The organism is Desulfovibrio piger (assembly GCF_012843875.1).
Lineage (GTDB): Bacteria > Desulfobacterota > Desulfovibrionia > Desulfovibrionales > Desulfovibrionaceae > Desulfovibrio.
Window position 1 is genome coordinate 1 of sequence record NZ_JABAFY010000059.1, and the last position, 13,277, is coordinate 13,277.

At 60.8% G+C, this 13,277-nt stretch carries 13 protein-coding genes; 4 read left to right on the forward strand and 9 right to left on the reverse strand.

From position 1 onward, the window contains the following. Window positions 1–152: 152 nt before the first annotated feature. The 4 genes from HF854_RS11035 to HF854_RS11050 all read left to right on the forward strand — a co-directional run bounded on the left by HF854_RS11035 (window position 153) and on the right by HF854_RS11050 (window position 2,519). Window positions 153–410 (forward strand): carboxymuconolactone decarboxylase family protein, encoded by a 258-nt coding sequence (locus tag HF854_RS11035; RefSeq protein ID WP_240937738.1) that lies wholly within the window; start codon window positions 153–155, stop codon window positions 408–410. A gap of 29 nt (window positions 411–439) precedes the next feature. Further along, on the forward strand, window positions 440–1,396 hold the full coding sequence (locus HF854_RS11040; protein ID WP_168936330.1) for a DUF362 domain-containing protein: 957 nt from the start codon (window positions 440–442) through the stop codon (window positions 1,394–1,396). Window positions 1,397–1,410: 14 nt separating this feature from the next. Next, window positions 1,411–1,908: a (R)-mandelonitrile lyase gene (locus HF854_RS11045; protein WP_240937739.1), complete on the forward strand. Its 498-nt coding sequence runs from the start codon at window positions 1,411–1,413 to the stop codon at window positions 1,906–1,908. Between the two features lie 134 nt (window positions 1,909–2,042). Beyond that, on the forward strand, window positions 2,043–2,519 hold the full coding sequence (locus tag HF854_RS11050) for a flavodoxin (protein WP_240937740.1): 477 nt from the start codon (window positions 2,043–2,045) through the stop codon (window positions 2,517–2,519). A 148-nt stretch (window positions 2,520–2,667) separates the two neighbouring features. Here the strand turns inward: HF854_RS11050 and HF854_RS11055 are convergent, their stop codons facing one another. From HF854_RS11055 to HF854_RS11095, 9 genes are all read right to left on the reverse strand, one after another. Further along, window positions 2,668–2,997 (reverse strand): DMT family transporter, encoded by a 330-nt coding sequence (locus HF854_RS11055; RefSeq protein ID WP_168936332.1) that lies wholly within the window; start codon window positions 2,995–2,997, stop codon window positions 2,668–2,670. Window positions 2,998–3,005: 8 nt separating this feature from the next. Continuing rightward, on the reverse strand, window positions 3,006–4,424 hold the full coding sequence (gene lpdA, locus HF854_RS11060; protein ID WP_168936333.1) for a dihydrolipoyl dehydrogenase: 1,419 nt from the start codon (window positions 4,422–4,424) through the stop codon (window positions 3,006–3,008). A 208-nt stretch (window positions 4,425–4,632) separates the two neighbouring features. Then, complete coding sequence (locus HF854_RS11065) at window positions 4,633–6,150, reverse strand: tripartite tricarboxylate transporter permease (RefSeq protein ID WP_168936334.1); 1,518 nt, start codon at window positions 6,148–6,150, stop codon at window positions 4,633–4,635. 24 nt (window positions 6,151–6,174) lie between these two features. Then, window positions 6,175–6,624, reverse strand: a complete 450-nt coding sequence (locus tag HF854_RS11070; RefSeq protein WP_168936335.1) for a tripartite tricarboxylate transporter TctB family protein — start codon at window positions 6,622–6,624, stop codon at window positions 6,175–6,177. 51 nt (window positions 6,625–6,675) lie between these two features. Next, window positions 6,676–7,638: a tripartite tricarboxylate transporter substrate binding protein gene (locus HF854_RS11075; RefSeq protein ID WP_168936336.1), complete on the reverse strand. Its 963-nt coding sequence runs from the start codon at window positions 7,636–7,638 to the stop codon at window positions 6,676–6,678. Between the two features lie 54 nt (window positions 7,639–7,692). Continuing rightward, complete coding sequence (locus tag HF854_RS11080) at window positions 7,693–9,276, reverse strand: FAD-dependent oxidoreductase (protein WP_168936337.1); 1,584 nt, start codon at window positions 9,274–9,276, stop codon at window positions 7,693–7,695. A 7-nt stretch (window positions 9,277–9,283) separates the two neighbouring features. Beyond that, a complete protein-coding gene (locus HF854_RS11085) occupies window positions 9,284–10,936 on the reverse strand; it encodes an FAD-binding protein (protein WP_168936338.1) in 1,653 nt (550 codons plus the stop codon). A 93-nt stretch (window positions 10,937–11,029) separates the two neighbouring features. Next, the gene (locus HF854_RS11090; protein WP_168936339.1) at window positions 11,030–11,803 is read right to left on the reverse strand and encodes a GntR family transcriptional regulator; all 774 of its coding nucleotides are present in this window, start codon (window positions 11,801–11,803) and stop codon (window positions 11,030–11,032) included. Window positions 11,804–12,029: 226 nt separating this feature from the next. Continuing rightward, the gene (locus HF854_RS11095; protein ID WP_168936340.1) at window positions 12,030–12,878 is read right to left on the reverse strand and encodes an ABC transporter substrate-binding protein; all 849 of its coding nucleotides are present in this window, start codon (window positions 12,876–12,878) and stop codon (window positions 12,030–12,032) included. Between the last annotated feature and the right edge of the window lie 399 nt (window positions 12,879–13,277).

The window sequence follows — 13,277 nt, forward strand, 5'->3', positions numbered from 1 at the left end:
CATGCCTCCGATGTGCCGCCATATGGTCTCTCCTCATTGTAAGTGAAGAGATTATAACATACTTTTGAATTTGACGATACTATCTAGCCGGATAAAAAGAAATCCAGCCCCCGTCCGGCGTCCTGGCTTTTGCCCCGGTCATCGATACTTTTTTGAAGGAACATCTTTTTGCGGACATCTTCGCCCGTGACGTGCTCGACCGCAAAGCGCGCGAACTGTGCACCATCGCCGCTCTGGCCAGCCTGCCCGGGCTGGGAGGCCAGCTGCAATTCCACATGGGAGGGGCCATGAACTGCGGCCTGAGCCCGGAAGAGCTGGAGGGCTTCCTTGACCTGCTGGCTGCCCGTGTCGGCAGACAGGAGGCGGATGCGGCCCGCACCGTGGCCCGAAAGGTGCTCGCCTCGCGCTGATGCCCCTACCCAACTACGGAGGAAATGCCATGTCCGTGAACCGGAGACAGTTCATCAAGGCGGGCAGCCTTGCCCTGGGCTCCCTGGCTGTCCACAGCCTGCCGCTGCAAGCCCGACCCGCAGAGGATAAGGCCACCGTGTACTTCACGCCCGAGATCACCACGGAGAGCCTGCTGCGCATCTACGAAAAGGTCTGTGCCCCGTTGCAGGGGCGCATCGCCATCAAGCTCCATACCGGTGAGCCCCACGGCCCCAACATCCTGCCGCGCGACATGGTGCGGGCCCTGCAAGCCCGCATCCCGAAGAGCAGCATCGTGGAGTGTAACGTCCTCTACCCCAGCCCCCGCCAGACCACGGAAGGCCACCGCGAGACCCTGCGGACCAACGGCTGGACCTTCTGCCCGGTGGACATCATGGATGCCGACGGCGAAGTCTCCCTGCCCATCCCCGGCGGGCGGCACCTTAGGGAAGTGGCCGTGGGCAAGAACCTGCTCAACTATGATTCCATGCTGGTGCTGACCCACTTCAAGGGCCACGTGATGGGCGGTTTTGGCGGTTCGCTCAAGAATATCGCCATTGGCTGCGCCTCCGGCAAGACAGGCAAGGCGCAGCTGCACAGCGACGGTACCAACCTGTGGGCGGGAGGGCCGCTGTTCATGGAGCGTATGGTGGAGGGCGGCAAGGCCATCACCACCCATTTCAAGGGGCATATGGCGTACATCAATGTCCTGCGCCGCATGTCCGTGGACTGTGACTGCGCGGGGGCCAGCGCCGCCGAACCGACCGCCCCGGATATCGGCATCCTGGCATCCACCGACCTTCTGGCCGTGGATCAGGCTTCGGTGGACATGGTCTACGCCCTGCCCGAACAGCAGCGCCACGATCTTGTGGAACGCATCGAAAGCCGCAGCGGCCTGCGCCAGCTGGAATATATGGAGACCCTGGGCATGGGCCATGCCCGCTACGATCTTGTTTCCCTGTCCTGACAGGAGGTCATGTCATGCGACGTTTCGTTTCCTTGCTCGCCCTTTGCGGCGGCCTGCTTGCCGCTGTCTGCACCACCGCCCCCTCCAGCGTCTCCGCCCGGGAGCCCGGCCAGGAGATCATTCGCTGCGGGCAGCAGACGCCCATCAAGGGCTCTCCCCGCTTTTTCACCGGGACCGTGCGCATCGATCCCCTGTACGCCGCCAACAACGCCATGCGCTCCAGCGGCGGCAGCGTCACTTTTGAACCCGGCTCCCGCTCCCACTGGCATATCCATCCTGTGGGACAGGTGCTCATCGTCACCGCCGGGGTCGGCCTGACCCAGGAATGGGGCAAGCCCATCCAGGAGATCAGGGCCGGGGACGTGGTCATCTGCCCCGCCAAGGTCAAGCACTGGCACGGCGCCGCTCCCGGCAGTGCCATGACGCATATCTCCATCTGTGAAGAAACAGAGCCCGGCAAGGTCGTGGAATGGCTGGAGCCTGTTACCGACAGCCAGTACGCCGGCCGCTGAGCATAAAGGAGAACAGCATGGAAAAGTACAACAACGGACGCCGTCAGATCCTGATGGCCCTCGCATCCCTCGCAGGCGGCCTGTTCCTTCCGGGCACGGGCCACGCTGCCCCTCAAACGCAGGAGGCACAACGCATGCTCGTCGTCTTTTATTCCCATACGGGCAATACTCGCACCATCGCCCGGCACATCCAGGCCCTGACCGGCTGTGACCTGCTGGATCTGGAGCCCGTCACGCCCTATCCCCGCGACTATGACACGGTCGTCAGCCAGGCAAAAAAGGAAAAGCAGCAGGGCTTCCTGCCGCCGCTGAAAAATCCGCTGGATATGGTCAGCCGCTATGACGTCATCCTCGTGGGATCGCCCAGCTGGTGGGGCACCTTTGCCGGACCGGTGCGCACCTTCCTGTCCACGGCTGCCCTGGACGGAAAAACGCTCATCCCCTTCATCACGCACGAAGGCTCCGGCCTCGGCAGCGCTCCTGCCGACCTGCGCCGCCTCTGCCCTTCCGCGAAGACAGGCGAGGGGCTGGCCATACGCGGCAGCCGGGTGGATGGTGCCCGCCAGCAGGTAGAATCCTGGCTGCGGAAGGCAGGCCTGCTGCCTGCCTAAGAGGAAGTCTTTTGCGGAGCAGCTCCTCCTTCACATGTGCCCGGAACAGCTGACGGATGCCGGCCAGCTTGACGAGGGCCGGTATCCCTGGACACAGTGCGTCCCTTGAAAAGAGAGGGCGGCAGGATGTCTCCTGCCGCCCTCTTCGTCACAATTCCATGCTTTTGAAAAAAAGATGCATGACCGCCACTCCGGCAACAATGAGGCCCAGCCCGATCATGGCCGGCAGGTCCAGTTTTTGGTGGAAGAAGAACCAGCCCACCAGGGAAACGATGACTACACCTATGCCTGACCACAAGGCATAGGCTATGCCCACGGGTACATATTTAACCACCACCGAGAGCAGGTAGAACGCCAGGGCATAGCCGCCGATACAGAGCAGCGACGGCAACAAACGGGTGAATCCCTGCGTTTCCTTCAATGCCGAGGTGGCCACGATCTCCGAGCCGATGGCCAGCAGGAGCAACAACCAGTGCATGGGGCCTCCTATGCCTCCTGCGCCAGCAGCGCGGCCTCGTACAGGCCTTCGGCCAGCGTGGGATGGGCATGGATGGTATGGGCCACCTGTTCCAGGGTCAGGCCGTTGGCCACGCCCAGAGCGGCTTCCGCCACCAGATCGGAGGCATGGGCGCCCACGATGTGCGCCCCCAGCAGACGGCCGCCATCCGCAGCGGCCACCAGCTTGAAGAAGCCCGGCAGTTCGCCCATGGCCTGGGCCTTGCCCAGCTCGCGCATCTGGAAGGTGACGCAACGCACGTCCAGCCCCTGCTCACGGGCCTGCTGTTCGCTCAGACCCACGCTGCCCACTTCGGGCGAGGTGAACACGCCGGAGGGCACGGCATCATAGCGCATGGCGCGCGGCTTGCCGCACAGGCTCTCCACCACGCACAGGCCTTCCATGGCCGCCACATGGGCCAGCATCACACGGGAGGGGCCCAGCAAATCACCGATGGCGTACACTTCGGGCAGGGAGGTCTTCAGGGCATCATCCACCACGACCCAGCCGCGGCGGTCGGTCCCGATACCGGTTTCGGCCAGCCCCAGGCCTTCCGTGGCCGGGCAACGGCCCACGGTCACCAGCACCATGTCGGCTTCCACAGGCACTTCCTTCTGCTGGGCGGGCGTGGGCTTGTCCACGAAGGGAGAGGCCGTCAGCGTGGCACGGACAACGCCATCCTCCACCCGCACGTCCTTGAGGGTACGACCCAGCTCGCAGGCGATGCGACGCTTCTTCATCTCGCGCTGCAGCAACGTGCTGACATCGGCATCCATGGACGGCATGGGCAGCAGACGGTCCTGTCCTTCCACCACGGTCACCTGCGCGCCGAAGGCACGGTAGATGAACGCCATCTCGCAGCCGATGACACCACCGCCCACGATGATCAGGCGCTGCGGCACACGGTCCAGCTGCAGGGCATCATCGCTGCTCAGGATGTGGGTGTGGTCAAAAGCCAGACCGGGCAGCTCCGCCACCCGGGAGCCGGTCGCCAGGATGAGGGCGTCGTTCTCCACCACCTCCACGCTGCCGTCGGCCATGGTCACTTCCACATGACGGGCATCCAGCACCCTGCCGTGACCGGTGCACAGACGTACTTTGAGACGGGCGCAGGCTTTTTCCAGACCACCGCGCAGGATGCCGACGACCTTTTCCTTACGGGCCAGCACGGCGGCCGGATCCACACGGGGCGTCCCTTCGCAGGTGATGCCGAACTCGGCCAGGCGCAGGGCTGTCTCCAGAGCTTCGGCCGAAGCCTTGAGGGTCTTGGTGGGGATGCAGCCGGAATTGAGGCAGGTCCCGCCCAGATGGGCAGCCTCCACCAGCGTGACTTCCATGCCCGCGCGGGCAGCGGCAAAAGCCGCCGTATAGCCGCCGGGGCCACCACCGATGACGGTCAGACGTTTCATGCAGCCCTCCTGTTGCGCTGATGCATACTCAACAAATTGATATACTGTAACTTTGCAAGAAATTGCAGCAGTGATTGTGGCGCATTTCACCGAGCCCGGTCAAGCCCCGGTCCCCCAAAACATGGCCTTCCATGGCGGCGACGGCCCTCCGATTTCTGCAGACAAAAAAACGGCCGGCAGTGTCACGAGGACCGCCGGCCGCTCTTTCTTACTCAACGACCCTGCTTGCCGCCTTTTTGATCTTGGCGATGTACAGATAGGTGACGACGACTGTCAAAACGATGAACAGCAAGGCCAGAGGACGTGTGAAGAACACCGTCCAGTCTCCATTGGATATCAGCAGGGTCTGGCGGACCTTCTCCTCAAGCAGTTCGCCAAGGAAAAAGGCCACGATGAGCGTCGGCAGGTTCAGGGACATCTTGATCAGGACATAGCCGAATATGCCGAAACAGAACATGACCCAAACGTCAAAGACGTTGCCGTTATACACATAGGACCCCAGGATGCTGAAAACCAGGATGCAGGCATACAGGGCGGAACGCGGGATGTTGGTCAGCCTGCGCGCATAGCGGATGAAGAACGACCCCACGAACAGGGTGAAGATATTGGAGATGAACAGCACCGCGAACAGGGCATAGAGCAGCGGGGCGTGGTCTTCCATGAAGCGGGGACCGGGAACGAGCCCCTTGATCATGAAGCCCCCTAGGATCAGGGCCGCAGCCAGGTTGCCGGGGATGCCGAGAGTCACGAGGGGCACGAGGTTGGGCCCGTTGACGGCATTGTTCCCCGCTTCCGAGGCCGCGATGCCTTCCAGGGCCCCCTTGCCGAACTTTTCGGGCGTCTTCGACTTGCGCCGGGCCCACAGATAGCTCAGATACGCCCCGACAGTGGTCCCGATACCGGGCACGATGCCGACGATGGAGCCGATCACGGTCGAACGTCCGATCGTGGGCAGGCACATCTTGAATTCCTTGCCCGTCATGCGGTTGTCGTCAGGATCGGAGCTGACGGGCACCTGCTGCATCGCCCCCTTCCCGTTGAGCCGCTGCCGGAAGTAATTTTCCGCCTGCAGCAGCACTTCGGAAAAGGCCAGCAGGCCGATGACCATGGGCATGAGGCTGATGCCGTCAGAAAGTTCGATGATGCCGAAGGTGAAACGCAGGGTACCGTATTCCGGGTCAGTGCCGACAGTGGCCAGCAGCAGCCCCAGGGCGGTGGACAGCAGCCCCTGCAAGGGGTCGACCGTGGCAGCCACGGAGATGACGACAAGAGAGAACAGCACCACCATGCTGTATTCCGGCGGACCGATATGCAGGGCGACAGCAGCTACCGGAGCAGCAAGGAAGATCAGCACCAGGTCCGACAGGGCATCGGCCGTGACCGAAGAAAACAGCGCCGTCTGCATGGCCTTGCCGCTCTTGCCCTGCATGGCCAGCGGATGACCGTCGAAGGTGGTGCACATGGCCTGGGGCGTCCCCGGGATGTTGAACAAAATGGCGGGAAGGGAACCGCCAAAGTTGCCGCCCTTGGAAAGGCCCATGAGCATGGCGATGCCGGGGATGGGCCCCAGGTAATACGTGAACGGGAGCAGGAGCACGATGGCCATGGTATCCGTCAGACCGGGGATGGCCCCCATGATGGCCCCGCAAAAAACACCGACAAATGCCCAGAAAAAATTCTCCCAGCAAAGGACAAGATCCAGGGCACCCATGAGATTCTCAAGCATATTCCGCTCCGGGAAAACGATCAGCTAAAAAAGAAGGCCGGCCGGCAGGGGATACTTGAGCAGCTGGACCACGATGATGTAGATCCCGCCAAGCAGCCCGCATGTCGTCAGAGATATCCTCCAGAAGTTCCTTTCTGCAAAGAACAGCATGTACAAAGGACAAAAGACCGCACTCGAAACAAAGAAACCGATCTTTTCAACACAAAGCAAAAAAACGATATAACTCAGGACAAGTACCAGGATCTTGACGGCAAGGTCCTTCGAGATGTCGGAACCTTCCCGGAAAAAGGCCAGGGTGATCCGCCGCCCCTTGTTCCGCAGGAACATCAGGGCCGCAGGGATGGCCACAAGGATCACTGTCAATCTGGGATAAAACGCCTGTTCTTCTCCAACGACCTGCTGCGGGATAATCCAGAACCACAGCAGGAGGCAGGCAAACAGGAACAGGCCCCCGATAAGGCGGTCGACAGACATCGCTTCCTCCATCTTGTCCCGGAGGCGGGGCCTCCGGGACGGTTGGCTGCTCTACTTCTTGCTCCCCTGCTTGTTGTACTTCAGCATCTCCTGCACGGCGATGGTGGAGTTACGGGAAAATTCCCGGTATTCCTTGCCGTTGAGGAAAGCAGGGGTAAAGCCTGCGGCGTGCATCTTGTCCAGGAGCTCCTTGTTCTGCATGACCTTGGCCAGGGCCTGTTCCCACTTGAGCCGGATGGCTTCCGGCGTCCCGTTGGGGAAAGCAAAGCCGTACATCAGCGACGTGGCAAAGGGGGCGCCCATATCACGCAGCTTGGGCACATCGGGGAAGAAGGGGACTTCAGCCGTGCCCAGGTTGGCGATGATGATCAGGTCCCCCTTGCGGGCGGCCTGGAAGCCGGCCGTGCCCGTACCGAGGTCACACACGTCGATGTGATCGCCCAGCAGATCCGCCGTGGCCGGGCCGCCGCTCTTGTACATCACCTGGTTGAACGAGACGCCTTCCTTGATGCCGGCAGCCTTGACCACTTCCAGGCCTTCCTGGCTGGCACCGTGCCCGATGGCTACTTCACCGGGATGGGTCCGGGCGTATTCCACCAGCTCCTGCCAAGTCTTGTAGGGCTTGTCGGGCCGTGTGAGCAGCAGGCGGTCGTGGGGCATGTACGCCCCCACGAAGGCGATCTTGTCCATGTCATAGGCGGGCGCGCCCAGAAAATACGTAGCGACGAACGCATTGCCTATGGAACCTCCCAGTACCGTATACCCGTCGGGACGTGCCTTGAGGCCAAAATTCAGGCCCGGGATGCCGCTCCCCCCGCCTTTGTTGACGATGACCAGAGGCTGGCCGATCTCTTTGGACAAATAGTCCGCCACCATCCGCACAGTGATGTCGGCGGCTCCGCCCGGAGCAAACGGAACGATACAGGTAATGGCCTTGTCAGGGTACTCCGCCCGCGCGGGCAAGGCACCCAGCATAAGTCCAACTGCCAGAATCAGACCAAGAATCTTTTTCATACCTGTCTCCTGTATAATGCAGGCCGGAACACAATGTCCCCCCTCTTTAGGGGCTTAACGAAGCAGATAGGGAATATTCACATACAATGCCTGTTCAGGGCACTCCACCTCGCACGGCAGACAGAACCAGCAGTTGCGGTAATGGCCGGTCGGGCCGCCGCAGGAAAGGCAGCGCGAGGCCTCGGTACGGGCCTGTTCCGCGGTGAAGACGTCCGTCGTCTCCGCAAAATCGCCCTTGCCCGTGCACACATGACCACTGCCCTGCTGCCGTTCATGACGGCAGGGCTCCGCGATGTCCAGAACATAATCATCAATGAAGGGACCGGGATAGCTGCGTTCATAGTAGAGGTCGCTGCCTTCCAGCAGGCGCAGGACAGATGTGGCCGCCTGCCGCCCCGATGCCATGGCCCGAATGGCGGAAGAAGCCCCGCCCACCATGTCCCCGGCAACGAAGAGGGGCTTTTCGCCTGCCTGCAGGGTGACGGGATCGACGCTGACGCCTTCCGCAAGGGATGCGAGCTGTCTGTCCGGCTGCTGGCCGATGGCCCAGATAATGGTATCCGCCGGGAAGGCCCGTTCCTCATCAGGATCGAAATCGGGATAGTCCACGCACTGGCCGGGCAATTTTGCCATATCGTGACGGCAGTACAGTGTCAGCCCGCCTGCGTCAGTGATGCGTTCCGGGGCCCAGGTAAAGGCAAAGCGCACGCCCAGGGCCCTGGCCTTTTCTAGGTCTTCGCGGTCGGCCTTGAAGTCGTCCACCGTACGGCGATAGACGACCAGGACCTTTTCCGCACCGCAGCGGACCGCCGCCTGGGCGCAATCCAGCGCGACATAGCCGCCGCCCACGATCACGACGTTGCCGGAAAGTTCCCTGCCCTGCCCGGACCGGACGCGGGTCAGGAAATCCAGAGCCTGCAAGGTCCCCGGCAGTTGTTCGCCGCTGATGCCCGAAGCGCGCCCCTCCCCGGCACCCAGGGCCAGGATGACCGCATCATGCGCAGCCTGCAGGGCCTCCAGGCCCGCCTTGTCGATGCGCTGCCCCAGATGGAAGGTCACACCGCCTTTTTCAAGCATGGCGATCTGGCCGTCCAGCACGCTGTCAGGGAGCTTCCAGAGCGGCAGGACGCTGCGCAGCAGACCGCCGGCCTTCGGGGCGGCATCATAGACGGCGACGTCATGCCCGGCCCGGCGCAGGTCATATGCGGCCAGCATGCCGGCAGGCCCGGCACCGACGATGGCCACCTTTTTGCCTGTCGCGGCAGCCGGACACAGTTCCCCATCCGGCATACCGGCAAAAAGATAGCGCTTGAGCCCGTTGATGCTGACCGCCTGCCCGTCCACGTCCCGGCGGTTGCAGGCATGCTCGCAGGGATGGTCGCAGATCCTGCAGATGACGGGGGCAAAAGGCAGCACATCAGCGATCAGCTGGCGGGCCCGGTCTTCCTGGCCCCTGGCGATGAGCTGCACGTACCCCTGGACATTGAGCCCCAGAGGACAGGCCCCGGAACAGGGAGCCCGGTTGATGCGGATATTGTCCAGCACGCATTTTTCAGCGCAGTGGCCACAAAAAATGCACTTGCTTTTGTCGACGACGATATTGTCCGTCAAGGCTTCAAGGATGTTTTCAGCGCTCATGACACACCTACATCTTTATGATTGGCGCATAGGAAATGCGGATATCATCAAACGAATCCCCCTGCTTCAGCACGATGTGCTTCATCCAGTGTTCATCATCCTTCATGGGATAGTCGGAGCGCATGTGCCAGAGGCCCCAGCGGCTTTCCTTGCGTTCCTTGGAGGCCAGGGCGCTCATGGCCGCGCAATGGATGATGTTCTCGACCTCATAGGCCTTGAACAGGTCGTGCTTGTTGGCGATCCTGACGTCTGTCCTGAGTTCCTTCTTGAAACGGTCCATCCACCAGAGGGCCCTGTCGAGCTTGTATTCGTTCTTGGGCGGACGGATGTAATCGTTGATCAGGCGGCGCACCTTGTATTCGAACTCCTTGATGGGGATCTTGCCGTCAGCCTGGGCAAGCTTGGCATCACGATCCCGGATGACCTCCAGGACCTGCTCCTCATCCAGCGGCATGTCAGGCAGCGTGCTGGCGTATTCCGTGGCGTTCTCCGCCGTGATCTGGCCAAAGGTGAACGCGCCGCTCAAATGGGCCCGGGCCACCAGGGAGACGTCGCCCGCCGCATACAGGCCGGGCACCGAGCTCTCGCCCTTCTCGTTGATGCGGATGCCCGTAAGGCCATGCCCGCCGCAAAGGTAGCAGTCCGTGGGCCAGAGCTCGATCTCGCCGGTGCGGAAGTCGACACCGCGCCCCTTGAAGAACCGCTCCTGCACCGGTCGTTCGGTGGAGAACAGCAGGTCTTCCACTTCGCGGATCTTCTCTTCGCTCATGTGACGCATGTCGATGCGCATGGGACCGCGCTCGGCAAGGTGTTCCATGTGCATGAGGTGGATGCCGGGATGGTCTTCCTGGAACTCCTGGGCAAAGGCGTTGAGCAGGTGTGCGCCGCGGGTCAGGGTGATGTACAGGAGGGGCGCGTTGATGTCCTTGATGATGTAATAGACCAGCGTGTATTCGAAACCGGAAAGCTCCGCACCGGCACGGTAGGCCATGACGTAGCCGTCACCGGTATTGCCCGGGAAGTCATAGACGCCGTACAGATAGCCGTTGGCAGGCAGACCGAAACGGGCCGTGCCGCCGGAACAGAGGATGACGCTCTTGGCCTTGCAGACCACGATCTCTCCCGTACGGACGTTGATGCCCACAGCGCCGCTGATCCTGTCGCCGTCCTTCAAAAGACGCACGGTCATGATGCGGTTGTAGACCTCGGCGCCGTACTCATAGGCTTTTTTGGCCAGTATCGTCTTGAGCTCCGGCTCCTTCATGGTGATGCAGAACTTGCCCTTGGAGTGGATCTGCAGCTTGTCGAACTGCCCTTTCTCATCCACGGGGAAGCAGACCCCCCAGTCCATGAGCTCTTTCATGACGGCCCAGGTCCGTTTGGCCATGGCATAGTTGACGGGCTCGTCCATGATGCCCTGGCAGGCTTCCCTGTTGGTCTCCACATACAGCTCGGGGGTCTCTTCGGTCCCGGGCACAGCCACGATGTTCATGGCATCCATGCCGCGGGCGATGCACCCGGAATACTGCATGTCTCCTTTTTCAAACACGACGACCCGCTGCCCGGGGTCCATCTGTTTGGCCCGTATAGCCGCCATCACGCCGGCGCTACCGCCGCCGACAATCAGCACATCTGCACTCAGGGTCATGTATGGCTGCATACATCGTCTCCTTTTTTGCCACATATGCTATGGTTCTATATAGCAGTTAAAAGACCAAAAAAAGGGAGCCGAGTCCCTTTTCCCAAAACGACATCACTTCCTGAACTCATGGAAGCGCATGAGCCCGAAGGGACAGGGCCGGATCAGACTGCGCCGGAACTCCACGATGCGATCCTCGTAGGTCATGGAAAGCATGTTGGAGCGGATCATGGGGGTCCCTTCCTTCTCTTCTAGATAATGCGCCACATCCCGGGAGGCGCATTCCACCCCCAGCTGCTCACAGCTGCGCAACACGGGGAAATGGCAGTACTTTTCTATCAGCAGATACAGCGAAAGCTCTTCCATCTCTGCCGGAGAGATGTTCATGAGCCCTTCTCCGAACGGGAGCGGGATGTAGGACTCGCTCATGACGACGGGACAGAACGTCTCGCCGTCCTTCCCCAGGAACACACGGCTGACCTTGAGGAACTCCTGGATGTCCGGCGCCGGCGAAAAATCGCTGATGACGGGATCGGTCCGCGAGGCCTTAGCTATGGATATCGTCCTCACACGCAGCGAGGTATCCTGGTCCGTAAGGCTTTTGCGCAACCTGTAGTACTTCACGTTGTTCCTATCCAGGGTGTTCTCGGCCACGAAGGTGCCCTTGCCCTGGATCCGGCTCAGATAGCCCTTGTGGACCATGTTTTCCAGCGCCTTGCGGACAGTCCCGACGCTGATCCCCATGGTCGCGGCGATCTCGCGCTCGGAGGGCAGCTGCATGCCGGCCTTCCAGTCCTGGCAGATGATCTTGTCGATCAGGGTCTGCTGCAGACGGTAGTACATGGGCAGGGCCTCGGAATAACGGGGGGAGAGCTGCAAAGGTTGCATAACATCCTTCTTTAAAAGTTAAGTGCTATATAGCTCTATATCAAATTTGTCGTCAAGGCCAGAATTCCTTGGGATGGGCATCTCTCGGGAATACTGGCAGAAAAAAACCATATATTCATGTATGTTAAACGGACACACCCCGCTTTTCCGGTATCAAAAAATTATGAAATCTTTTATAAAAAAAACAGGGGAGCCCCGTGTACGAAAGCTCCCCTGCCGTCAGTCATTACTTGCCGTGCTTGGCGTTCCACTGATCGGAATTGGGGAAGAACAGGGGCTGCCCGTACTTGTCCTTGCCGAAATCACGGATGATGGTCTGGGCTTCATCGCCCACCAGCCAGTCCGCGAACTTCAGGGCCGCATCCTTGTGGACCTGGGGGAATTTGTCGGGATTGACCCGGATGATGGCGATAAGGTTGAGCATGATGGGGTCGTTCTCCACCAGAGGCACGACCTTGACCGTATCCTTGAGGGTCAGCCAGGTGGCGCGGTCCATCAGGGTGTAGGCCTGCTTCTTGTCCGTATAGAGCGTCGTGGCCTTGTTGCCCTTGGCGCCGTCGGCATAGACCTCATACCAGGCACCAGCGGGCTGGATGCCGGCAGCCTGCCAGATGTCCATTTCCTTGACATGGGTACCGGACTTGTCCCCGCGGGAGACGAAGGGCACACCGGCCTTGGCGATGGTGGCAAAGGCCTCGGCAGCGCTCTTCATGCCCTTGATGCCCGCCGGGTCACCGGCAGGGCCCAGGATGACGAAGTCATTGTACATGACATCCCGGCGATCCACACCGAAACCGGCAGCCACAAAGGCGTCCTCAAGCTTGCGGGCATGGACCATCACCAGGTCGAAGGTGCCGCTTTCCGCCTTTTTCAGGGTCTTGCCGGTCCCGGCTTTTTCCATGCTGATGGCGATACCGGTCTTTTTGCTGAAGGTATCGGCCAGCAGCGGCAGGATACCGGCATCCACCGGACCGATGGTGCTGGAGATCTTCAGGCTGTCCGCGGCCTGGACGGGGACGGACAAGGGGAACAGACACAGCAGGCAGACCAGGCTGGCCATACGGGAAAACTTCATGGTGCTTCCTCCAGATGAACTTGCAGCCGGGCGGGATGCCCGGCCTTACGTCGCTTCCGGCCACTGTGCCCCAAAAAAAACTTTCGGACAATACACAAGACCCATGGCGGCACACGTCCGGCCAGACATGGCGTCCAATACAGGCCATTGCGGCCTGTTTTCCGCCTTGCCACGGCAGCATGAACGGCTGGTCTGCCCCGCAGGCGATACATTTATGCTCTTTTTTTGCCAGATCCTCTCTTCCGCTGTTCAGGCTACGACAAGTTGTTTATATTCAAAGTCGTTGCAGCCTTTTTCTTCTAAGAGAATGTCCGGCATACATCTTGCTATACCAGTTTTCTCCAAAGGATACAGGCTAAAGCAAGGTAAAGTAGTCCCATAAAATTGACGAGGTAACAA